General features: G+C 41.0%; 23 protein-coding genes and 1 rRNA gene. 10 read left to right on the top strand and 14 right to left on the bottom strand.

Features of this window, described 5'->3' with window-relative positions; genetic code table 11:
* Nucleotides 1-63: 63 nt before the first annotated feature.
* The 4 genes from A3G3_RS0111530 to sdhC form a co-directional block, all read right to left on the bottom strand.
* Nucleotides 64-774: a succinate dehydrogenase iron-sulfur subunit gene (locus A3G3_RS0111530; protein ID WP_019520678.1), complete on the bottom strand. Its 711-nt coding sequence runs from the start codon at nucleotides 772-774 to the stop codon at nucleotides 64-66.
* Between the two features lie 111 nt (nucleotides 775-885).
* Complete coding sequence (sdhA, locus tag A3G3_RS0111535) at nucleotides 886-2,742, bottom strand: succinate dehydrogenase flavoprotein subunit (RefSeq protein ID WP_019520679.1); 1,857 nt, start codon at nucleotides 2,740-2,742, stop codon at nucleotides 886-888.
* A 92-nt stretch (nucleotides 2,743-2,834) separates the two neighbouring features.
* Nucleotides 2,835-3,170, bottom strand: coding sequence for a succinate dehydrogenase, hydrophobic membrane anchor protein (gene sdhD / locus A3G3_RS0111540; protein ID WP_019520680.1), 336 nt, complete (start codon nucleotides 3,168-3,170; stop codon nucleotides 2,835-2,837).
* On the bottom strand, nucleotides 3,170-3,562 hold the full coding sequence (gene sdhC, locus A3G3_RS0111545; protein ID WP_083908873.1) for a succinate dehydrogenase, cytochrome b556 subunit: 393 nt from the start codon (nucleotides 3,560-3,562) through the stop codon (nucleotides 3,170-3,172). The genes sdhD and sdhC overlap by 1 nt, the downstream gene beginning before the upstream one ends.
* A gap of 579 nt (nucleotides 3,563-4,141) precedes the next feature.
* Here sdhC and gltA point away from each other — a divergent pair.
* Together gltA and A3G3_RS0111555 are read left to right on the top strand one after the other, a co-directional pair.
* The gene (gene gltA, locus A3G3_RS0111550) at nucleotides 4,142-5,422 is read left to right on the top strand and encodes a citrate synthase (protein WP_019520682.1); all 1,281 of its coding nucleotides are present in this window, start codon (nucleotides 4,142-4,144) and stop codon (nucleotides 5,420-5,422) included.
* Between the two features lie 137 nt (nucleotides 5,423-5,559).
* On the top strand, nucleotides 5,560-6,333 hold the full coding sequence (locus A3G3_RS0111555; protein ID WP_019520683.1) for a hypothetical protein: 774 nt from the start codon (nucleotides 5,560-5,562) through the stop codon (nucleotides 6,331-6,333).
* A gap of 111 nt (nucleotides 6,334-6,444) precedes the next feature.
* Here A3G3_RS0111555 and infC read toward each other — a convergent pair whose 3' ends face one another.
* The 5 genes from infC to thrS all read right to left on the bottom strand — a co-directional run bounded on the left by infC (nucleotide 6,445) and on the right by thrS (nucleotide 10,344).
* Nucleotides 6,445-6,942, bottom strand: a complete 498-nt coding sequence (gene infC / locus A3G3_RS0111560) for a translation initiation factor IF-3 (protein ID WP_051076945.1) — start codon at nucleotides 6,940-6,942, stop codon at nucleotides 6,445-6,447.
* 140 nt (nucleotides 6,943-7,082) lie between these two features.
* Nucleotides 7,083-7,370, bottom strand: a complete 288-nt coding sequence (locus tag A3G3_RS0111565; protein ID WP_019520685.1) for an SH3 domain-containing protein — start codon at nucleotides 7,368-7,370, stop codon at nucleotides 7,083-7,085.
* Between the two features lie 61 nt (nucleotides 7,371-7,431).
* On the bottom strand, nucleotides 7,432-7,821 hold the full coding sequence (locus A3G3_RS14145) for a hypothetical protein (RefSeq protein ID WP_019520686.1): 390 nt from the start codon (nucleotides 7,819-7,821) through the stop codon (nucleotides 7,432-7,434).
* Between the two features lie 114 nt (nucleotides 7,822-7,935).
* Nucleotides 7,936-8,325: a hypothetical protein gene (locus tag A3G3_RS0111575; RefSeq protein ID WP_019520687.1), complete on the bottom strand. Its 390-nt coding sequence runs from the start codon at nucleotides 8,323-8,325 to the stop codon at nucleotides 7,936-7,938.
* Between the two features lie 90 nt (nucleotides 8,326-8,415).
* Entirely contained in the window at nucleotides 8,416-10,344 is a 1,929-nt protein-coding gene (gene thrS / locus A3G3_RS0111580; protein WP_019520688.1) for a threonine--tRNA ligase, read from the bottom strand.
* A gap of 485 nt (nucleotides 10,345-10,829) precedes the next feature.
* Between thrS and A3G3_RS0111590 the strand changes: the two genes are divergently transcribed.
* Both A3G3_RS0111590 and A3G3_RS0111595 read left to right on the top strand, forming a co-directional pair.
* Nucleotides 10,830-11,261, top strand: coding sequence for a hypothetical protein (locus A3G3_RS0111590; protein WP_019520690.1), 432 nt, complete (start codon nucleotides 10,830-10,832; stop codon nucleotides 11,259-11,261).
* 234 nt (nucleotides 11,262-11,495) lie between these two features.
* Nucleotides 11,496-12,518: a 5'-nucleotidase gene (locus tag A3G3_RS0111595; RefSeq protein ID WP_019520691.1), complete on the top strand. Its 1,023-nt coding sequence runs from the start codon at nucleotides 11,496-11,498 to the stop codon at nucleotides 12,516-12,518.
* Here the strand turns inward: A3G3_RS0111595 and A3G3_RS0111600 are convergent.
* From A3G3_RS0111600 to ppnP, 3 genes are read right to left on the bottom strand one after another with little or no spacing between them, the layout of a single operon-like run.
* On the bottom strand, nucleotides 12,515-13,195 hold the full coding sequence (locus A3G3_RS0111600) for a putative quorum-sensing-regulated virulence factor (protein WP_019520692.1): 681 nt from the start codon (nucleotides 13,193-13,195) through the stop codon (nucleotides 12,515-12,517). The two genes, A3G3_RS0111595 and A3G3_RS0111600, sit on opposite strands and share 4 nt — an antisense overlap.
* A gap of 3 nt (nucleotides 13,196-13,198) precedes the next feature.
* Complete coding sequence (gene rlmB, locus A3G3_RS0111605; RefSeq protein WP_019520693.1) at nucleotides 13,199-13,975, bottom strand: 23S rRNA (guanosine(2251)-2'-O)-methyltransferase RlmB; 777 nt, start codon at nucleotides 13,973-13,975, stop codon at nucleotides 13,199-13,201.
* Nucleotides 13,976-14,019: 44 nt separating this feature from the next.
* The gene (gene ppnP, locus A3G3_RS0111610; RefSeq protein WP_019520694.1) at nucleotides 14,020-14,358 is read right to left on the bottom strand and encodes a pyrimidine/purine nucleoside phosphorylase; all 339 of its coding nucleotides are present in this window, start codon (nucleotides 14,356-14,358) and stop codon (nucleotides 14,020-14,022) included.
* A 222-nt stretch (nucleotides 14,359-14,580) separates the two neighbouring features.
* Between ppnP and recN the strand changes: the two genes are divergently transcribed.
* The 6 genes from recN to A3G3_RS0111640 all read left to right on the top strand — a co-directional run bounded on the left by recN (nucleotide 14,581) and on the right by A3G3_RS0111640 (nucleotide 19,736).
* Nucleotides 14,581-16,299 (top strand): DNA repair protein RecN, encoded by a 1,719-nt coding sequence (recN, locus tag A3G3_RS0111615; protein WP_019520695.1) that lies wholly within the window; start codon nucleotides 14,581-14,583, stop codon nucleotides 16,297-16,299.
* 55 nt (nucleotides 16,300-16,354) lie between these two features.
* Nucleotides 16,355-16,954 (top strand): YqgE/AlgH family protein, encoded by a 600-nt coding sequence (locus tag A3G3_RS0111620; RefSeq protein WP_019520696.1) that lies wholly within the window; start codon nucleotides 16,355-16,357, stop codon nucleotides 16,952-16,954.
* Nucleotides 16,954-17,430, top strand: coding sequence for a Holliday junction resolvase RuvX (gene ruvX / locus A3G3_RS0111625; RefSeq protein WP_156802167.1), 477 nt, complete (start codon nucleotides 16,954-16,956; stop codon nucleotides 17,428-17,430). Before A3G3_RS0111620 ends, ruvX begins: the two co-directional genes overlap by 1 nt.
* Nucleotides 17,427-17,864 (top strand): hypothetical protein, encoded by a 438-nt coding sequence (locus tag A3G3_RS0111630; protein WP_019520698.1) that lies wholly within the window; start codon nucleotides 17,427-17,429, stop codon nucleotides 17,862-17,864. The genes ruvX and A3G3_RS0111630 overlap by 4 nt, the downstream gene beginning before the upstream one ends.
* Nucleotides 17,842-18,168 (top strand): sulfurtransferase TusA, encoded by a 327-nt coding sequence (gene tusA / locus A3G3_RS14150; protein ID WP_019520699.1) that lies wholly within the window; start codon nucleotides 17,842-17,844, stop codon nucleotides 18,166-18,168. The genes A3G3_RS0111630 and tusA overlap by 23 nt, the downstream gene beginning before the upstream one ends.
* A gap of 161 nt (nucleotides 18,169-18,329) precedes the next feature.
* Nucleotides 18,330-19,736 carry an SLC13 family permease gene (locus A3G3_RS0111640; protein WP_019520700.1) on the top strand — a complete coding sequence of 469 codons (1,407 nt, stop codon included), beginning with the start codon at nucleotides 18,330-18,332 and terminating at the stop codon, nucleotides 19,734-19,736.
* A gap of 240 nt (nucleotides 19,737-19,976) precedes the next feature.
* Here the strand turns inward: A3G3_RS0111640 and A3G3_RS0111645 are convergent, their stop codons facing one another.
* Together A3G3_RS0111645 and rrf are read right to left on the bottom strand one after the other, a co-directional pair.
* Nucleotides 19,977-21,446, bottom strand: a complete 1,470-nt coding sequence (locus tag A3G3_RS0111645) for an NAD-dependent succinate-semialdehyde dehydrogenase (RefSeq protein ID WP_019520701.1) — start codon at nucleotides 21,444-21,446, stop codon at nucleotides 19,977-19,979.
* Nucleotides 21,447-21,623: 177 nt separating this feature from the next.
* Nucleotides 21,624-21,723, bottom strand: a 5S ribosomal RNA gene (gene rrf / locus A3G3_RS0111650); the annotation flags it as partial.

A 21,723-nucleotide genomic window follows, 5' to 3' on the forward strand; every position in this document is an offset into this window, starting at 1 on the left:
ATAATCAGCTAGGTGCTTAAATATTCATCTAATTATCAAGGTTAATTAATGAACAAGTTCAAATTATCCTGCACGGCTTAACAACATACCACGGATATGACCAATCGCTTTGGTTGGGTTCAACCCTTTTGGACACACATTCACACAGTTCATAATACCACGGCAACGGAACAAACTAAATGGGTCGTCTAAATCTGACAAACGCTGTGCCGTATTGGTATCACGACTATCAATAATAAAACGATAACCATTTATCAATGCAGAAGGTCCTAAGAATTTGTCAGGGTTCCACCAGAATGATGGACATGACGTTGAACAGCACGCACACAAGATGCACTCATATAGACCGTTTAATTTTTCACGGTCTTCAGGTGATTGTAAACGCTCGGTCGGCGGTGCTGGCTGGTCGTTAATCAAATACGGATGTACTTTTTCGTATTGGGCATAAAACTGGTTCATGTCCACCACCAAATCACGAATTACAGGTAACCCTGGTAACGGGCGTAAGGTAATTTTATTTGGCAACGTGTTCATGTTAATCAAACAGGATAAACCATTTTTACCGTTAATGTTCATACCGTCAGAGCCGCAAATACCTTCACGGCACGAACGGCGAAAACTCAAGGTTTCGTCCATTTTTTTCAAACGAACTAACACATCCAAAAGCATACGGTCTGAGTCTAACAGCTCAATTTCGTAAGTTTGCATTCTTGGAGCTGCGTCCTTATCAGGGTCGTAGCGGAAAATCTCAATAATACGTTTGCCTCGGCTCATATTACTAAACTCCATTGGCTATTATTTAATTTTTATAAATAATTCGCTAAGTTAATTTGATAAATTTGTTAAAATGGGTAAGCTTTTACCCATTTATAAAGGGGTATCCGATTAGAACGTACGAACTTTTGGCTCAACGTACTCAACGGTCAACGGGCTCTTACGCACAGGCTTATAAATCACTTTATTACCTTCAGAGTACCAAAGTGTATGTTTCATCCACTCGTGGTCGTTACGCCCAAGCGGTGCATAGCTATCATCGGCTGGGCGTTCATAGTCCACCACCGTGTGAGCACCACGACACTCTTGACGCAGTGATGCCGAAATCATAGTCGCTTTCGCCACTTCGTAAAGGTTTGCCACTTCTAACGCCTCAATACGAGCGGTGTTAAATACTTGTGATTTATCAAGTAGTTGCACGCGGTTCACTTTTTCTTCTAATGCCAAGATTTTTTGTACGCCTTCGTTCATTGACGCTTGGGTACGGAATACACCTGCGTGTTGTTGCATGGTACGGCGGATCTCATCAGCCACATCTTGAGCATTTAAACCGTCCGCTTTGTCGGCTTCTAATTTTTGAATGCGTGCTAAGGTTTTTTCTAAAACATTTGGCGCTAATGGTTTGTAGGCTGAACGGTCGCTTGCATGGAACTCATCAATAATATGTTGTCCTGCTGCACGTCCAAATACTACCAAGTCAAGTAATGAGTTAGTACCCAAACGGTTCGCACCGTGTACCGATACGCACGAACATTCGCCAATTGCATACAAGCCTTTCACAATGGTTTGCTCAGCATATAAGCCGTCTGCATCTGTCCCTGCTTCAAGGTTTGGTTTTACCACTTGACCGTGAATATTGGTTGGGATACCACCCATTTGATAGTGAATGGTTGGCACAACTGGGATTGGCTCTTTGGTAATATCCACATTGGCAAAGTTTTTACCAATTTCATATACCGAAGGCAAACGCTTCATAATGGTTTCTGCACCCAAATGGGTCATGTCAAGTACCACATAATCACCGTTCGGGCCACAGCCACGACCTTCTTTGATTTCTTGGTCCATTGAACGAGATACGAAATCACGAGGTGCTAAGTCTTTTAAGGTTGGGGCATACCGCTCCATAAACGCTTCCCCGTCTTTGTTACGCAGTAACGCACCTTCGCCACGACAACCTTCGGTCAACAACACGCCTGCACCTGCCACACCTGTTGGGTGGAATTGCCAAAACTCCATATCTTGTAATGGAATACCTGCACGCACCGCCATGCCCAAGCCGTCGCCTGTGTTAATAAACGCATTGGTTGACGCCGCAAAAATACGACCCGCACCACCCGTTGCCAACACGGTTGTTTTTGACTGGAATACCGCAATACGCCCAGTTTCTTGCTCCAGGGCAATCACGCCATTGATATTGCCATCTTCATCTTTTACCAAATCCAACGCAATCCACTCAATAAAAAACTGCGTGCCTTGCTCCAGATTTTTTTGATAAAGAGTATGTAACAACGCATGACCTGTACGGTCAGCCGCCGCACACGCACGTTGTACCGCTTTTTCACCATAATTGGCAGTATGACCACCAAACGGACGTTGATAAATCGTACCATCCGCATTACGGTCAAACGGCATTCCCATATGCTCTAACTCATAAACCACTTTTGGGGCTTCACGACACATATATTCAATCGCATCTTGGTCGCCAAGCCAGTCAGAACCTTTAATCGTGTCATAAAAGTGAAAATGCCAATTATCCTCACTCATATTACCCAAAGATGCACCAATGCCGCCCTGAGCTGCCACCGTGTGCGAACGTGTTGGGAAAACTTTGGTCAAAACAGCGACATTCATACCGCCACGAGCCAACTGTAGTGACGCACGCATACCTGAACCGCCACCACCAACGATGACCGCATCAAAACTTAGCGTTTGGATATTGCTAATGGTATTATCTTGTGTTGTAGCCATTGCTAAACTTCCTAAGTTATTTTTTATCTAAATGTTAACAAACATCATAAATTACGAATATGGATAAAATTTTCTTTAAATTTTACTAAAAATTAAAAGAAAATCATCACACCCCAGAATAAATATACGATAACTGCAATAATCATGGCTGACTGAAGCACAAAACGCAATCCACCTGACTTAATATAATCAGTCAAAACCGTCCACATACCAACCCATGCGTGCCCCACTAAAGACAACATCGCAAGCAAAGTAAACAGACGCATTGGCAAACTTAACACAAAGCCACGCCATAGCTCAAAGGTTGGTTGATGGGTCAAAAACCATCCAAGCATCACCAACGCATACACACCCAAAACCACCGCACTAATACGCTGTACGACCCAGTCACGAGAGCCTGAACCAGTTAAACCTGTTGCACTTTTCATCAGAACATCACCCATACAAATGAACCCACGACCCAAATCGCCGCAAGCACAAAGCCAATAATAGTCGCCGTGCGACCGCTTTTTAACTCTTCATTCAACCCCATATCCGCAAGCAAATGCTTCACACCCATCACAAAGTGATAGCCAAGTGCAGCCACAAATACCCACGCCAACAGTTTTACCAGCACATTGCTAAAAATCTGCTCAAAACCTTCTGGGGTCGCAAGCGATGTTTGAAAAATCCACAACACCACAGGCACTAACAAAAATAACACAATACCCGACACACGGTGGGTAATTGAAGCCATTGCGACAGGATTTTTTGAGTTCACCTCAATCACATGACTTAATGGTAACACAACAGGTCTTCGGTTGCTTTTCACAGCGGGCATCCTTTATTTGTCGTTATGATTTTTGTATCAAAATCCCAGCCGACACAAAAATCTTCATGAAAGGAATAGCTAGCGTACTTTGCTCTGATTATTTTTTAACACCATCATTTAAAAAATTATTAAAAAAACATAATAATTTATTTTTATTAAATGATTTAAAAAACAGACAAAAAGCCACTCATAACCTATCTTTATGTTTTATATAAAAATAAGTTATCAATAGCTGACCGATAGCAAAGCTAGCCACCAATTAAAATTTTGTTAATTATAAAAGGCTTTTCTTACAAATACAAATAAAAACCGCAAAAAACTTGAAATTTTTGCAAATATTTATTAAAAAAATAACCAATATTTACGATAATAATTAAATTAATAGACAAAAGTTTATTTTTACAAAAATTTTTTCTTTTTTCTCACAATTTTCAAAAAAATCTTTTACTTTTTTGGCAAAATGCTGTTAATATAGCAAGTATCGTTATATCCCAACCGCCAACATTACTATAAAAAAGGATATCCAAATTTCAAATTTGGTCACATTAATGTTGGTTTTTTCATCACAAAACAATCTGCGAGGAATGTATGTCAGAGAACAAAGTAACATTGAACGTTAATGGTAAAGAACATGAATTACCTATCCATGAAGGCACTTTAGGCAATCCAGTCGTTGAAATAAAAGCGTTACAAGACGAGGGCTTTTGGTCTTTTGACCCAGGCTTTATGGTAACCGCTTCAACAGAATCAAAAATCACCTTTATTGACGGTGACAAAGGCGTCCTACTACATCGTGGCTACCCAATTGAGCAACTAGCAGACAAAGCGGAATACCTAGAAGTTGCCTATGCGTTAATTCATGGTGATTTACCAAATGCCGAGCAAAAAGCTGACTTCTATGAAAAAATCCGTAAGCATTCTATGGTAAATGACCAACTGCGTAAGTTCTTTGAAGGTTTTCGCCGTGATGCTCACCCAATGGCGATTATGGTTGGGGTTATGGGTGCGTTGTCAGCGTTTTATCATAACAACCTTGATGTCAGTAAACAAGACCACCGTGAGTATACGGCAATTCGCCTGATTTCAAAAGTACCAACCATTGCGGCGATGTCTTATAAATATAGTCAAGGTCAGCCGTTTACCTATCCCCGCAATGACTTAAGCTATGCTGAAAACTTTTTACACATGATGTTTGCAACCCCTGCAGATGTCAATTACAAAGTGAATCCAATCCACGCCAAAGCCATGGATAAAATCTTTACCCTACACGCAGACCATGAACAAAACGCTTCTACTTCAACAGTGCGTTTGGTTGGTTCTACTGGTGCAAATCCTTATGCGTGTATCTCAGCAGGTATCGCCGCACTATGGGGACCAGCTCACGGTGGTGCAAACGAAGCGGTGTTAAAAATGCTTGATGAAATCGGAAGCGTGGAACACGTAGAAGAATTCATGGAAAAAGTAAAACGTAAAGAAGTCAAACTCATGGGCTTTGGGCATCGTGTTTACAAAAACTTTGACCCACGTGCCAAAGTCATGAAAGAAACCTGTGATGAAGTATTGGGCGAGTTAGGGATTAAAGACCCACAACTTGAGCTTGCGATGAAACTTGAGCAAATCGCATTAAATGATCCGTACTTTAAAGAGCGTAATCTCTATCCAAATGTTGACTTCTACTCTGGTATTATTCTAAAAGCAATTGGTATTCCAACGTCAATGTTTACGGTAATCTTTGCCTTGGCTCGTACTTCTGGTTGGATTAGCCACTGGTTAGAAATGCACGCAGCACCACACAAAATCGGTCGCCCACGTCAGCTTTATACTGGCGAAAAACAACGTGATTTTGTGCCAGTTGATAAACGTAACTAATTAGTTTAACAGTGGTGGTAGCAAAAACCCTAACCAAATTTCGGTTAGGGTTTTTTTGATTTTTTTTACAAGTTTTTAACCAATTCTTAACATTATTTTGACAGAACTATCTGAAAAAAATTATTGGAAGTTATACCATGTTTACTCAAAAATCATCTTTAATTTTAATGACGCAGTTTGTCAGTGTTTTAGTTGCAAATTTTGCCTTAACCGCCTGTAGCAACGCTCCTGCACCTGATAGCACTGCTGTTGTCGTGTCTGATAATCCTGCCCCTATGCCACAAAGTACAGATATCCAAACTACAGAAAAACTCGGTACAAAATGGGGCGATGAAATTCAGTCAAATTCCGAAGTGATAGAGGCAGAGCGACTAACAGTTGAACCAATTGATGAGAAACAAGTACGTTATGCTAACAAATCATTCCAAGGTAAATCACTAAATGATATCTCGTTAGTAGCAGGAAAAATTCAGTTTAGCATTCAAAAAGACAACGGTACAACACTCCCATTATTTCGTAATAATCAAGCTTATTATCTAAAAGCCAATGCAGGTGATAGCTACCAATTACACTACCACAACAACAGCAATACGACCTATGAAATCGTCGCCAGTGTGGATGGTTTGGATGTGCTAGATGGTTCATCAGCATCACGTTATAATAACGGCTATATATTGTATCCCAACAGTGATTTGGTCATTGAAGGCTTTCGCAAAAGCCAAGAAGCCGTTGCATCATTTACTTTTAGCAAACCTGAAGATAGCTACGCCAACCACAACGTATCAGGCTCAATTGACAACACAGGCATTATTGGCATGGCGGTTTATGAGTTAGATTTACCAAAAAAACCAACCAAACAATACGCCACAGAACCAACCGATAAACCGAATGCGTTTCCTGCGGATAAATAAAAACAATATTTAAAAAACTCAGCATAAGTTAGCCAAAATCTTTAAAAGCTCAAATAAAAAAGGTGGAAAGGTCCACCTTTTAATTGATTTTTATCAAAAATAAAAATGATTTTATTTTTTCTTGGTAGGTCCAAGTAACATCCCCATTTGGCGACCTTCAACCTTCGGGGCTTGTTCCACATTACCGTATTCGGTCGTGTCCTCAATAATCCGCTCAAGCTGTTGTAACCCAATTTGTTGGTGAGCCATTTCACGCCCACGAAAGCGAATAGATACTTTGACTTTGTCTTGTTCTTGCAAAAACTCTATGATTTTGCGTAGTTTAACTTGATAATCCGCTTCTTCTGTACCTGGACGCAGTTTGATTTCTTTTAACTGGGTCTGTTTTTGGTTCTTTTTAGCTTCTTTGGCTTTCTGCTTTTGCTCGTATAGATATTTTTTGTAATCCATCACTTTACAGACAGGTGGTTTGGCACCGGCAACGATTTCAACCAAGTCAAGGTTCGCTTCACGAGCGGTTGCTAAAGCGGTTTTTAAATCAACCACGCCTGCTTGTTCGCCGTCAGCTTTTACTAAGCGGACTTCTTTGGCACGGATGTCTTCATTGATGTTTAAACGGTTTGACGGTTTAATAGGTCTTACTCCATAAAATATAAAACTTTATTGTACTTGAATTTTGGCTAAGTTACAAGGTGGTTTTGCTAAAAACACAATCTTGCATTCGTCTTTTTTGTTAAAAATAAATATAATTATTCATTACAGCTTAAATAATCATAATAAACCCAACCCAAATATTTATCATCAGAATGTCTAAAGGCTCTAACCCAAGGTTTTCCGTTGCTATCATATTTCCATTCGGTAATATATACATAAGTGCCATTTTTTAAAGTACCTAGTACTTTACCATAGGGAGCTGAGCGGTATTTTAACGGTGTACCAGACGAATCGGCAACTAAACAGGTTTCAGCAAATGCTGAAATTGGTAAAGTGGTTGCTAAAGCGATACCTGTTATCGTTAATAAAGCTTTGAACTTCATATTAATTTCCTTTAAAAATAAAATTCTTAGATTGCTACAATTTTATCCAACTAGATTAAAATTAATACGCACAAAACTCAACCTTTGTATAAGGATTTGCTTTATATTCCCTATCTGTTTTAAAGGTAATGGTATGTTTGCCTTTTGTTTCAATAAAATAAGCATAACCAACATATTCTGAATGTGGGTGATCTTCATCAAGGACTATTTTATTTTTTGAATTTTTGACAATCGGGAAAATATCTCTAACATCATCCATTAAAATTTCAAGCACTTGGGATTGATTAAGATAAAGTGTGAATTGACGATTGCCAATATCGCCACTAAAACTGCCACAATGACTTCCCTTTGCAAAAACAATTGGGGTAACTTCTGATTTTATGGGTTTGGCAAAAGTTTGACCACTAAGCACCATAAACGCACAAAAGGCTGAAACTTTAAATGTTTTCATAAAATATCCTTAGTATTAACATGGGTTGTAGAAATTATATCTTAAAAAACCAAAAAAACGATTTTTTAAAATTTTTAAAAAATCCACTCAATTTCTTGAATGGATTTAAAAAAATCAATAAGCACAAAATTCAAGTTCGGCATAAGTATGGCTGTCGTGTGGTATGTCAAATCCAATTGTGTATTTTCCCTTGTTTGCAATATGATATTTCCATTGTGCTTGCTTAATGTCGTATTTTTGACTGTATACTTTGCTATAATCAAATTCAACGCCATCACCTTTGCTATTGGTGAGGTAGGGTTTTGCAATGCCTGCAATTAAGTCAATTGTAAATGTTTGATTTTTGTTTAAATAAATGTGAAGCGTGCTACGGGTGTCAATTTCATAGGTAGCACAATAATCACCCTTTTTAAATTTGATTTCTATGTCTTTGGGCGGTTTGGCAAAACTTTGACCGCTTACCACCACCAATGCACAAACTGCTAAAATTTTAAAAATTTTCATAATTTTTCCTAAAAACCATTTTTAACATCATAACTTAATTGAAATAAAAAATCCACTCAATTGATTGAATGGATTTTTTTAATTTAAAAATCACTCACTTTTTGGCTCAACCCGCCCCTTTTTATCAATCGCTGTATCCAGCACCGCCATAAAGTCATCAAGCGACATACTGCCCAAGTTCTCGCCTTCACGGGTGCGGACATTGACCGTGCCACTTTCCACTTCTTTATCGCCCAAAACGAGCATAAAGGGAATGCGTTCAAGGGTGCGTTCACGGATTTTAAAGCCGATTTTTTCGTTTCGTAAATCGCTAATCGCTCTAAATCCTTGATTTTGCAAGGCTTTCACGGTGCTTTCTACTGCGTCCGCCTGTTTGTCGGTAATGTTCATTACCACAACCTGCTCTGGGGCGAGCCACGCAGGGAACCAACCTGCATAATGCTCAATCAAAATACCAATAAAGCGTTCAAACGACCCCAAAATCGCACGGTGGAGCATCACAGGACGCACTCGCTCGCCTGTTTCGCTGATGTATTCTGCCCCAAGTCGCTCTGGCAAATTAAAATCCAGTTGTAGTGTGCCACATTGCCAGACACGCCCCAAGCAGTCTTTTAGGCTAAATTCAATTTTCGGGCCATAAAACGCCCCTTCGCCTGCTTGTAGCTCCCACGCAAGCCCTGCGGTGTCCAAAGCGTCCGCTAGGGCTTTTTCGGCATCGTCCCACAGCTCGTCTGCACCGACTCGTTTTTCGGGGCGGGTGGAGAGTTTCATTTGCACTTCATCAAAGCCAAAATCTTTATAAACTTGTAAGGTGAGCTTAATAAAGGCTTGGGCTTCGTCTCGGATTTGTTCGTGCGAGCAGAAAATATGGGCATCGTCCTGCACAAAGCCACGCACCCGCATAATGCCGTGCAAGGAGCCTGACGGTTCGTTGCGGTGGCACGAGCCAAATTCGGCTAGGCGTAGAGGCAAATCACGATACGACTTTAAGCCTTGATTAAAGACTTGTACGTGGCAAGGGCAGTTCATTGGCTTGACGGCATAGTCGCGTTTCTCACTTGATGTGGTAAACATCATATCGCCATAATTTTCCCAATGCCCAGATTTTTCCCACAGACTTCTGTCCACGACTTGTGGGGTTTTGATTTCAAGGTAGCCGTTGTCTTTTTGGACTTTACGCATATATTGTTCAAGCACTTGCCACACCGTCCAGCCGTTGGGGTGCCAAAACACCATGCCAGGGGCTTCTTCTTGCAAATGGAACAAATTCAAGGCCTTACCGATTTTGCGGTGGTCTCTTTTTTCGGCTTCTTCAATGCGTTTGATGTAGGCTTGTAGCTCTTTTTTGTCCGCCCACGCCGTGCCATAAATGCGTTGGAGTTGTTCATTTTTGGCATCGCCTCGCCAGTATGCACCGCTCATTTTGGTCAGCTTAAACGCCTTTAAAAAGCGAGTGTTCGGCACGTGCGGCCCGCGACACATATCAATGTATTCTTGATGATAATATAGCCCCATTGCGGTTTCGTCTGGCATATCGTCAATCAAGCGTAGTTTGTATTCTTCGCCACGAGCCTTAAAGACTTCAATGACTTCCTCTCTTGGGGTCATTTTTTTGATGACATCGTAGTCTTGATTGATAAGCTCTATCATACGAGCTTCAATCGTTGCCATATCGTCTTGGGTAAAGGGTTTGTCGCTATAAATGTCATAATAAAAGCCGTCTTCAATCACAGGCCCGATGACCATTTTGACTTCGGGGAACAGTTGTTTGACCGCGTGTCCCAAAAGGTGGGCACAGCTGTGGCGGATAATCTCCACACCCTCGCTATCCTTTGGTGTGATGATTTGTACGGTGGCGTCCGTGGTGATTGGGTCACAGGCGTCCACAAGTTTACCATTAACTTTGCCTGCAACGGTGGCTTTGGCAAGTCCTGCTCCGATAGACTTTGCGATGTCCATAACGGTGGTTGTGCCGTCAAAATGCTTAACATCGCCATTGGGAAGAGTGATTGCGACCATAAAAGGCTCCTAAAATTGGCGTTGGCAGTGATATTTGCTACCATCAAATATGTGACCGCTACCAGTGGATTTAAATTCAAAAGACAAAAAAGCACATACAGGGCGTACCAAACTTTTGTATTTGCGATTAAAAACAAGATTTAGCCATTTTTAATGCAAAAACGAAATTTTTATTTTTCAGCATTTCTATTTTTTTAAGAAGTGTTATAAAGGTTTGGTACGCCCTAAGTGCTTTGGGTAGAGGCGGTATTATAGCAGGTTTTTGGGGCTAAAAAAAGGTGGACAAAGCGGTAAATGGTGGGGGTTTTGGGGTATAATGGGGGATAATTTGATATATGGTGTAAAATATAGGATTGACAAAAAAATGAGTTGTTACTCAATGAAAATCTTTGGCTTAAAAATAATTGATGAACAATGCCTTAAATTTGACAATTTTATAAAATTTTTATTTTTATAAAATTTTTATTAAAAATTGAGAAAAATTTATGAAAATTGTATCATTAAAAGACTATCTACGAGCGAGGAAACTATTTAGCCTTGCTTGTGGTATTGGGATTTTGTTAATTGGCTCGTTAATAGAACAAGCGATTGAGTGGGATTTTAATATCAGTTTTATAATGGCGATTAGCACTTATCTTTTTTCGCCCATTACCAGTCGTGTGATTTTTTATAAACATTTTCGCACCTTTTGGTTAATTATTTTAGCAATTTTTGGTTTATGGTTTTCGGTGGACGGCGTTTATTGGCTATATTGGTGTATTAAAAATCCCGAAGTGGTGGGCTTTATGCGAGACGCTAATTTTTTGCCGTCTTTGTGTTTGTATTTAATGTGTGCGTTTATTTGGTTATTTGACGGCTCATCAAAAGAATTACTAAACTCATTTTTAACATTTACACAGAATTTTGACAAAAATTAATTCAAGCAATTGTCTCGTTTATTATCCACAGCAAACACTCCGCCATCTGCATAAAACCAACGAACAAATAGTGTCAATTGTTAGTCATTTTTTTATTCAAACACCAAAGTAAAAAACTAATTGATATTCATCATTGCTAATCAATCTTTTAGCAATAAAACAACAATTTTTTGCCTGTTTTGGCGTATAATTGGACTTTTTTAAGTAAATTTTTAGGATAAATTGGGGAAAAACATGGCGGTGGATTTTTCACAGACATTGATTGTCGGTATTTCAGCAACAGCATTATTTGATTTAACAGCATCTGAAAACTTTTTTCAACAAGCGATTCGCGATGACCCTAACACAGCAGTGGAGAAATTTCGTGCCTATATGATTGAGCATGAGAATGAGCCGTTACAGACAGGGACGGGGTATCATTTGATTAAGGCGTTACTCAATATTAACAAACATTTACCGCAAGTGGAAAGCAAAGATACCACGATTGCTCCGCTGGTGGAGGTGGTGATTATGTCCAAAAACAGCCCTGATACAGGCATTCAAGTGTTAAACGCCATTCGCTCGCATGGGTTGCCAATTACTCGCTCGGCGTTTACATCTGGTGAAGGCGTGGCAGATTATGTGGCGGATTTTAACGTGGATTTGTTTTTAACCACCAACCACAGCGATGCCCAAAAAGTGACCGATGCAGGGGTGTGTGCTTGTGCGATTTTAGATGCACCGCCGATTGACATGACCGAGCTTGACACTGACCAACTCCGTATTGCTTTTGATGGCGATGCGGTATTGTTTGACGAATCTGGCGAGTTAATTTACCAACAGCATGGTCTACAGGCATTTCACGAACGAGAAGCCAAAATGAGCGATACACCGATGAACAAAGGTCCGTATGCCGATTTTTTAATCAAATTGTCCAATTTACAAAAACGCTTGCCATCAAAACCCAAATACCAACCTATTCAGATTGCACTCGTTACTGCTCGCAATGCCCCTGCCGATATGCGAGCGATTAAAACCTTGCGAAATTGGGGGGTTAATGTGGATTTGGCATTTTTTTTGGGTGGGTTGGAAAAAACCAACGTGTTAAAAACCTTTAAACCGCATATCTTTTTTGACGATTCATTGACCCATTTTGAACGTGCCAAAAACTTTGTGCCGTCTGGGCTTGTACCGTATCGCAGTCAATCGCAATTATTAACAGAACTCAATCATGCCAAACTTAAAAAAGTGAAAAGGTTGAGCAAAAAGCCAACTTAAAGGCTTTCTAAGGCTAATTTTAAATAAGCATCAATCTCGGACTGTTTGAGTAACCAATCCACATAATCACTTGGCAAATCCACAATTGCTGTGCCTTTATACTTACCAAAAGTCATGTGCGTGGGTTTACGAGCGGTTTCACTCATCTGATATAACTTAGCGATATTGTCAATGCCCAGTTTTTGGCACATACTTTTTAAAACCAAAAAAGTAAACCAAATATCATACTTTGCTCCATGTGCGTAAGACAGATTTTTTTTGGCAATCTCTGGATATAAATAGCAAAGCAATGCCCCAAGCGTATGACTATCTAAGTCAGGATAACAAAAACGTGCCAAGGCTAGGGTACAGATCCGTTTAGTTGGACTTAAGTCACATTTAGCATTAGCTAATACTTCACAGTCAAAATCAATATGATGTCCGATCAGATATTGGCAGTCGTCAGGCAACACAAAATCAGTATGCGGTGGCATATTGGCAACGTCTTCGTCAAAAATCCGTGTGATTGCCATACTGCCGTAGCTAATCTTTTGTTGTGGGTTATAGCGTTGCTCAAAGGCTTTGGCTTCAAGATATGCCAAACCTGTCTCACCAAAACCGACTTTGATGTAGGCGATTTCGGTGGCGTGGGGGTCTTTGAGAGCGTGGGCTTCGGTGTCCAAAATATAGGCGGTCATGGTTTAGCTCCGCTGACGACTGGCTTCATACAACATCATACCCGTTGCCACGCTGACATTCAGACTTTGGATAACCCCCTGTTCATTGCCCGACATCGGAATATACACGAGTTGGTCGCATGTATCCGCCGTCAATCGGCGAATACCATCGCCTTCTGAGCCCATGACAATCGCCACATTCCCTGTTAAATCAATCTGTTGCATCGATTTTGCCGTGTCGTCCAATGCTGTGCCATACACGAAAATTCCCTGTTTTTTGATATCATTTAGGGTACGGGCAAGGTTGGTCACTTGGATAAATGGAATTAATTCCGTCGCACCGACCGCCACTTTTGCCACCGCAGGGGTAATGCTAGAGCTGTGATTTTTGGGAATAATTACCGCCGATACGCCCATTGCCACGGCAGTTCTTAGACAAGCACCGAGATTGTTTGGGTCAGTAATTTGGTCAAGGATTAACAACAAAATCGCTTTATTTTGTTGTTTAAATTGTTCAATCAGTTGGGTTAAATCGCCTTCATCAGCGACCTCAGCAGGGCGAGCCTGTAGTACGATGCCTTGGTGTTGTGGGCTTTCGGCAAGTTTGGTGAGCTTGTCCTTAGCAGAAAACTGCACGCCAATGCCATAATTTTTGGCAAGTTCCAAAATTTTTTGTACGGTTTTATCGGTTTTGCCATCTTGTTTATTGTCTTGGACAAATAAATTTAGTCCGTCAATACCACGTTGTTCTAAGATTGCGTGTACCGCATGAGTACCATAATAATACACAGGTTTTGCCATATGTTTTCCAATTTTTTAGCAAAAATTTTTAACGATTAATTTAATTATCCTTCAAAATGACAGATGTATTGTACAACCGCTTCGTTTTTCATCACGTAACTGCTATGCCCTTCTACCAAAAATGCCTGTCCTGCACGGTAATAACTATATTCGCTCTCGCCCGCCCGTTTGACTTCGCATTCACCCGCTAGGATTTCAATGCGTTCTGAGGTTTCGGTTTTAAATTCGTATTCGGTAATTTCGTTATCACAGGGCATCACGATGCCAAGCATTTTTTTGCGACCATCTTCAAACCATACCGTACGGCTAAAGGTACGACCTTCGTAGTAAACATTGGCAATTTTTTCTACCGACACATGGTCAAAACGGCTAGATGAAGTCATGATATTTTCCTAACAATTAGACTTTAACACGATAAGTAAGATGGTTTATCTTACCATAATTTTGAAAAAAATAGTTGATGAAAATTTGTTTTTTACACAAAAAATTGTAAGTTTTCCACTTGGCTAAAATTTATTGTGATAAAAGGTTAAAAGTTTGCTTAAAAATGGTAAAATATCGCTTCATTGGCAGATTATTTATTGGCAAATCATGGAAAAATGTGTATGCTTACCCAACTGACTTTACAAAATTTGGCACTGGTGGAACACGCCGAAATACAGATGCACCAAGGCTTTAACGTAATTACAGGTGAAACAGGGGCAGGAAAATCTTTACTGCTAGATGCGTTGCAACTTTGCCTGGGTGGACGTACCGATGCAGGGCTTATCCGTCATGGCAAAACCAGTGCCGAAGCCTTTGCCGAGTTTGACCTAAGTCAATTACCCAATGCAAAAGCATGGTTACACGCCCAAAACTACGAAATAGATGACAATTGTCTGTTAATTCGCCGTCAATTAAGCCAACAAAATGGCACAGTACGCAGTAAAGTATGGCTCAATGGCTCACCAATTAGCATGAGTGAATTAAAAACACTGGGTAATTTGTTAGTAAATATTCACAGTCAGCACGCCCAACATAGCCTATTACGTCCGCAATTTGTCATGGAATGGCTAGACAGTGCCACAGGCTTAAATTCACTGGCCACATCCGTTCACCACGCATTTTTGCACTATGATAAACTCAAATCCCAAGCAGAACGCCTTGCCAAAGATGAACAATTACGCCGACAACAAATCCAGCTTTTAGAAAATCAACTAGCCGATATTGAACCAATTGCACAGATTAACTATCAACAGCTTGAAGCAGAATATGATGAATTATCTAATCTGGAAAATTTGATGCAACAAGCAGCTATTTCTTTACAACTATTGGATAATGACAGCGACGAGCCTGCAATTATGTCATTATTGAGCCGTGTGATTAAACTGTGCGAAAATCAAGCCGATATTAGCCAAACTTATGCCGACTGTGTAGAGCAATTATACCAAGCTCAAAGTATTCTAAGCGATGTCAGCAGTAGCCTTGCCGATTATGGCGAAGAGCAAAGCCTTGACCCTGAACGCTTAGCAGAACTTGACGAACAGTTGTCTACTTTTCACCGTTTGGCACGCAAATATCAGACCACACCTGAACAATTGTTGGTAGATAGTGCAGATTGGCAAAACCAGTTAGATGAATTAACCGCCGTGATGTCGCCTGAAGCCTTGGCAGAAGAGATTGAACGGGCCTATCAAGCGTATCTAACTTTGGCAAAACAGCTAGACGATGTTCGCCAACAGCACGCTGAAAAACTCGCAACGGTGTTGGTTGAGCGGTTAAGATTATTGGCATTGCCCAATGTGCAGGCCAAATTTTGTTTTGAAACCTTGGAAAAACCACAAAGTTTTGGTCTGTCAAATATTGAACTTTTGTTTAGTGCCAATGTCGGTATGCCGTTGCAACCGATTCACAAAATCGCTTCAGGCGGTGAATTATCTCGATTAGCATTAGTGATGCAAGTGATTGATGCACAAGGGATTTGTCGTTATCAAAAAGAACAAAACAACACACCAACTCCTAACTCAACCAAACAATTGTTGGTTTTTGATGAGGTAGATGTGGGGATTAGTGGTGGCACGGCTCAAGTGGTGGGCGAGTTGTTACGAGAACTTGGCGAAGAGCAACAAATTATTGCCATAACCCACCAAGCCCAAGTTGCATCACAAGCACACCAGCATATCTTGGTGTATAAAACCCAACAGGAACAAGCCCAGTCGCATTTACAAATTATCAGCGATGATGCCCAAGTGCAGGAATTAGCCAGAATGTCAGGCGGTGTCAATATTACCCAAACCACATTAGATCACGCTCGCAGTTTGTTGACAAATCGGCAAAATGGGTGAAATAATTAATTAAATCTTTTAAATAAACTTATCGTTCTTTGGAAAATATTAACTTATGTTTAACAATTTTTATCCTTTAACACCTAAGAAAAAACCGATTTTTGATTTTACCCATCATTTTTTGCTTGCCACGCCGAATATTACAACAGGGATTTTTGCCAATGCCGTCATTTATGTGTGTCGCCATGATAGCCAAGGGATTTTGGGCTTAATGATTAATAAACCTAACCGCCATAACCGCATTGTTAAACTGTTTGAAGAGCTTGGCGTGGTAGTGACGATGGCTGATTTGCACGAGCGTTTTCCGTTAAAAGGTGGCCCTGTTAGCCCTGAGGTGGGATTTGTGCTACACACGGGGCAAGGTGCGTGGGCATCGTCATTTATTATTCGGGAAAATGTGTGTATCACCACGAGCCGAGATATTTTGCAACATATCGCATCAGGGCATGGCGTACAACACGTTGAGCTGTGTCTTGGGCATTGCCGTTGGCGAGTTGGGCAATTAGAAGATGAAATTGAACAAGGCGATTGGTTAGTTGCCCCTGCGGATAGTGAAATTTTGTTTAATACGCCGTATGAACAACGTTATGAGAAAGTTTGCCAAAAATTAGGGGTGAATTTCGACATTTTTAGCACCGAAATAGGATATGCATGATGTCAAATCTTCACAATGAAAATGTGGTTCAAACACCTATTCAAACTATCATGGGGCTAGATTTTGGCGTGTCAAAAATGGGCATCTCGCTCGGCAATACCTTAACCCAAACCGCCCAACCGCTCATGCAATTTGCGATGAACAACGGCAAACCTGATTGGCAAGCGTTGTTAAACCTTATCCAAGAATGGCAAGTAAACACCATTGTGGTCGGCTTACCACTGAATATGGACGGTACGATTTCGCACATGGGATTGCGTGCCAACAAATTTGCCAAACGACTCAAACACGAGTTGCAAGCCAGTCACTATCGCTGTGATGTCGTGGTGGCTGATGAACGCTTAAGCAGTCGTGAAGCCAAAAATTTGGCATGGGAATATGGGCTGATAAAGAGCGAAAGTGAACCCATTGACAGCATCGCCTCGGCGATTTTGCTCGGTAGTTGGCTACGAACTGGCGAAGGAACGTATCTATGAGTCAGACTATCCCGCCTGCGGTCCTTACCATTATCAACACCACCAAAAAAGCCAATCAACTTAGCATTTATCTGATTTATGTGGCGATTGCCAGTTTTTTGATGTTCGGTACGTTAAAAAGTTTGGCAAAATTTCACGATAATACCTTGATTTATCAAGGATTTTATTATATTCCTTATGGCGTGATTGGCTTAAGTATTCCATTGTCTTGTTTTGTGGCATTTATTTTATACCGTTATCGCTTAAGCCAACCAAGCATGATTGCCACTTGTTTGGCGGTTGGGTTTGGCTTGTTTTTTATCAGTAGTTATGTGGCGTTTGCGTCATGGATTGGCGTGGCGTTTATGTTTAAGGCTACCTTAAAACGCTTTTTTAATTTTTTACAATCACAACAACCTACGGAACATTCTCATGACCACGACGAACCACTTTGATGTAAGCCATGAGTTAGACACGCTTGGGCTTATCTGTCCAGAGCCGATTATGCTATTACACAAAACTATCCGCACCGCCACTGCAGGCGACATCATTCATATTATTGCCAATGACCCTGCTACCACCCGAGATATTCCCAACTTTTGTCGGCATTTGGGGCATAATTTGTTAGCACAAGAAGAGCGAATCAACCCAAACAACCTTGCCGACCCTGACCCTTATGCCAATGTGTATCATTATTGGGTACAAAAAAAAATTGGGTTAAATGGGTTAAACGTTGAGCGAAAACAAGATTTCCAATAAGTTTGCCAAAACCTTACAAAATTTACGACTTTTTTGCAGATTGTAAGTTTGTGTTTTTGCGTGTTATTTTCTATAATAGTCTTATCAGTCTTTTGGCTGGTGTTAATTATTTTTTGATTGTTTTCAAAGAGTTAACATAAATTGATAAAAAAGGATAGGCTATGAGTGAAATAAATACACCTGGTGATGATGAATTGGTAGATTTTACCGAAACTATTCCAAAACAAAACAAACGTGGGCTAATTTTGACTCTGATTGCAGGGTTGGTATCATTTGGGCTATTTACGATCTTGCCCTATGATGTAACGGTCAACAAAGGTTTGGCATTGTTGTGTTTTGTCGGGATTTTGTGGTTAACCGAAGCATTACATATTGCCATTACGGCGTTGCTTGTGCCGATTTTGGCGGTATTTCTAGGTTTTCCTGAGTTTGATACCAAAAAAGCGTTGGTGAGTTTTGCCGACCCGATTATTTTTGTGTTTTTTGGTGGCTTTGCGTTGGCGACTGCCTTACACGTTCAGCAGTTGGATAAAAAAATTGCGTTGTGGTTGATTTCTTTGTCAAAAGGACATTTTGGTGGGGCGGTGTCGATGATTTTCGGCGTAACCGCATTTTTGTCCATGTGGATTTCTAACACGGCGACGGCGGCGATGATGTTGCCCTTGGCGTTGGGGATGTTGACCCAAGTTGACAAAACTACCGACCGCAATACTCACGTATTTGTGTTGCTTGGCATTGCCTATTCTGCTAGTATTGGCGGGCTTGGCACGTTAGTCGGTTCACCGCCAAATGCGATTGCCGCCAAAGCATTGGAATTGGATTTTGCAGGTTGGATGAAGTTTGGTTTGCCAATGATGATTGTGCTGTTGCCAACCTTGCTTGGGGCGATGTATTTGGTGCTACGTCCAAATTTAAACCGCCGTATTAGCCTAGAAAGTCAGCCAATTCCGTGGACATTGCCACGAGTGTTAACAATTCTTGTGTTTGTGTTGGCAGCCGTTTCATGGATTTTTGGCAAACAATTGGGCGAAACTTTTGGCTTTAAATCGCCTGATACCGTGGTGGCGTTAACCGCTGCTGTGGCGGTGGTTGGCTTAGGTTTGGTTAGCTGGAAACAAGTCAGCGATAGCACAGATTGGGGCGTGTTGATGTTGTTCGGTGGTGGGATTACGTTAAGTGTGATTATGGAAAAATCGGGTGCATCCTTGGTACTCGGTGAACAAATCGCCAATACGTTCTCATCTGCTCCTGAATTTATGGTAATTTTGGTGGTGTCTGCCTTTATCATTATGTTGACGGAGTTTACGTCAAATACCGCATCGGCCGCCCTGCTCGTACCTGTATTTGCCACGATTGCGGTGCAAATGGGTATGCCTGTGGAAGTGATGATACTAATCATCGGTATCGGTGCAAGCTGTGCCTTTATGATGCCTGTCGCCACTCCACCAAATGCCATTGTCATGGGAACAGGTGACGTAACACAACGTGATATGATGAGAGTCGGTGCGGTACTAAATGTCCTGGCAATTATCATCGTGGCATTGTGGGCGTATCTTTTCTTGATGTAAATTGTTAATAACAAACAAAAAACTGTTAAATAAATTTAGCATTTTTTACTTGTCAAACTTTTACAATGATAGTAAAAGAAATTAATTTTTGATACGGAAACCGTTCTCCCTGAGCATGTTCGAAAGATTGGTTTCCGTTATGTTCCGACCACTTCGCTACGCTTCGTCTTGCAAAACGGTATTGCTCACACCACAAATGGAAATATACCATTTTTTCATTTCTTTGACTATATTGTAAAATCACCCCACATTCACCGCCCAATATTTCACATTTAAATAATCTTCAATGCCATATTTTGAGCCTTCACGCCCAAAACCTGACTGCTTAATCCCACCAAATGGAGCAACGGCGCTAGAAATTAGCCCTGTATTTTGCCCAACAATCCCATATTCCAACTGTTCCGACAGTCGCCACGAACGTGCTAAATCATTGGTATAAAAATAACACGCCAAGCCAAAAATCGTATCATTGGCACGACGTATCACATCATTTTCATCATCAAACTGATAAATGGCGGTAATCGGTGCAAAAATTTCGGTGCTTGCCATGTCCATATTTTCGTTAACATTGTCCAAAATCGTGGGTGTTAAGCACAGTTTTGAGCTGTCGTGTATTTGACCGCCTGTGATAAGCGTTGCCCCTTTATCTATCGCATCTTTCATCAGTGTTAGGGCTTTGTCCATAGCATCTTGATTGATTAATGGTCCGATGTCAGTTTTTTCGTCCAAACCATTACCAACCACCAATTTTTCAACTTTTTCCTTGTAAATTTTAATAAATTCATCTTTAATATTTTTATGCAAATAAACACGGTTGGCACACACGCAGGTCTGACCTGCGTTACGGTATTTTGACGCAATCAATCCGTCTGTTGCCTTGTCCAAATCCGCATCGTCAAATACGATGAATGGAGCATTGCCACCGAGTTCCATGGAGATTTTTTTCACGGTGTCGCTACATTGTGCCATTAAATTTTTGCCAACTTCGGTTGAGCCTGTAAAAGAAAATTTGGCAATACGCTCATCTTTGGTAAACACATGTCCAACCGTGTCTGCCTTGCCTGTGACAACTTGAAACACGCCTTTTGGTAGTCCTGCTTGCACGGCAAGTACCCCAAGTGCTAACGCAGAAAACGGCGTTTGGCTAGCAGGTTTAACCAGCATCACCGAGCCTGATGCCAGTGCAGGGGCAACTTTACGGGCAAACATAGCAGTCGGAAAATTCCATGGCGTAATACACGCACACACACCAACAGGCTGTTTTAACACCATATATCGCAACTCGTCCTTATCGGCAGGCAGGGTGTCGCCGTAGATGCGTTTGCCTTCTTCGGCAAAAAACCGAATGTAGCTATTAGCATAATCAATCTCACTACGGGCTTCTTTAATGGGCTTACCTTGCTCGGTGGTCATAATAACCGCCAAATCTTCCTTGTACGTGTCAATCAAATCCGCCCATGTGTGCAGAATTTTGGCTCTCTCAAAGGCAGTTTTTTTCGCCCAATCTTTCTGAGCAGTAACAGCACAGCCAACAGCGTGTTCAATTTCGCTTTTGGATAGGCTTGGAATACTGCCGATAAAGTCGCCATTAAACGGATTACACACATCAATGACTTTGCCTGATGTGGCAATTTTAAATTCGTTTTCAATAAAGCTAGCTTGTTTAAACAGGTCACGCTTTTTTAGTTTTAAAGGATTTGCAATAGTCATGATAATACCGTATCTAGTGAGTAGAAGCAATGATGACAAAATTAAGACATGGCAAGTAGTCTGTATTCATGAATTATTTTCCAAAACATGGTTTTTACCATGTTTTTATTTGTGTTTCGTTTATAGCACCCCAAAGACGAAACCCCCTTCAGATTTGAAGGGGGTAGATATAGGGGGAGCTGACGATGACCTACTTTCACATGGGCGAACCACACTATCATTGGCGTATTGTTGTTTCACTTCTGAGTTCGGGAAGGGATCAGGTGGGACCAACAAG

The sequence above is a fragment of the Moraxella boevrei DSM 14165 genome (genome assembly GCF_000379845.1).
GTDB lineage: Bacteria > Pseudomonadota > Gammaproteobacteria > Pseudomonadales > Moraxellaceae > Faucicola > Faucicola boevrei.

Coding starts and splice junctions, on each gene's coding strand:
- A3G3_RS0111530 (WP_019520678.1), bottom strand. CDS start 774: ATGAGCCGAGGCAAACGTATTATTGAGATTTTCCGCTACGACCCTGAT.
- sdhA (WP_019520679.1), bottom strand. CDS start 2,742: ATGGCTACAACACAAGATAATACCATTAGCAATATCCAAACGCTAAGT.
- sdhD (WP_019520680.1), bottom strand. CDS start 3,170: ATGAAAAGTGCAACAGGTTTAACTGGTTCAGGCTCTCGTGACTGGGTC.
- sdhC (WP_083908873.1), bottom strand. CDS start 3,562: ATGCCCGCTGTGAAAAGCAACCGAAGACCTGTTGTGTTACCATTAAGT.
- gltA (WP_019520682.1), top strand. CDS start 4,142: ATGTCAGAGAACAAAGTAACATTGAACGTTAATGGTAAAGAACATGAA.
- A3G3_RS0111555 (WP_019520683.1), top strand. CDS start 5,560: ATGTTTACTCAAAAATCATCTTTAATTTTAATGACGCAGTTTGTCAGT.
- A3G3_RS0111565 (WP_019520685.1), bottom strand. CDS start 7,370: ATGAAGTTCAAAGCTTTATTAACGATAACAGGTATCGCTTTAGCAACC.
- A3G3_RS14145 (WP_019520686.1), bottom strand. CDS start 7,821: ATGAAAACATTTAAAGTTTCAGCCTTTTGTGCGTTTATGGTGCTTAGT.
- A3G3_RS0111575 (WP_019520687.1), bottom strand. CDS start 8,325: ATGAAAATTTTTAAAATTTTAGCAGTTTGTGCATTGGTGGTGGTAAGC.
- thrS (WP_019520688.1), bottom strand. CDS start 10,344: ATGGTCGCAATCACTCTTCCCAATGGCGATGTTAAGCATTTTGACGGC.
- A3G3_RS0111590 (WP_019520690.1), top strand. CDS start 10,830: ATGAAAATTGTATCATTAAAAGACTATCTACGAGCGAGGAAACTATTT.
- A3G3_RS0111595 (WP_019520691.1), top strand. CDS start 11,496: ATGGCGGTGGATTTTTCACAGACATTGATTGTCGGTATTTCAGCAACA.
- A3G3_RS0111600 (WP_019520692.1), bottom strand. CDS start 13,195: ATGACCGCCTATATTTTGGACACCGAAGCCCACGCTCTCAAAGACCCC.
- rlmB (WP_019520693.1), bottom strand. CDS start 13,975: ATGGCAAAACCTGTGTATTATTATGGTACTCATGCGGTACACGCAATC.
- ppnP (WP_019520694.1), bottom strand. CDS start 14,358: ATGACTTCATCTAGCCGTTTTGACCATGTGTCGGTAGAAAAAATTGCC.
- recN (WP_019520695.1), top strand. CDS start 14,581: ATGCTTACCCAACTGACTTTACAAAATTTGGCACTGGTGGAACACGCC.
- A3G3_RS0111620 (WP_019520696.1), top strand. CDS start 16,355: ATGTTTAACAATTTTTATCCTTTAACACCTAAGAAAAAACCGATTTTT.
- ruvX (WP_156802167.1), top strand. CDS start 16,954: ATGTCAAATCTTCACAATGAAAATGTGGTTCAAACACCTATTCAAACT.
- A3G3_RS0111630 (WP_019520698.1), top strand. CDS start 17,427: ATGAGTCAGACTATCCCGCCTGCGGTCCTTACCATTATCAACACCACC.
- tusA (WP_019520699.1), top strand. CDS start 17,842: ATGACCACGACGAACCACTTTGATGTAAGCCATGAGTTAGACACGCTT.
- A3G3_RS0111640 (WP_019520700.1), top strand. CDS start 18,330: ATGAGTGAAATAAATACACCTGGTGATGATGAATTGGTAGATTTTACC.
- A3G3_RS0111645 (WP_019520701.1), bottom strand. CDS start 21,446: ATGACTATTGCAAATCCTTTAAAACTAAAAAAGCGTGACCTGTTTAAA.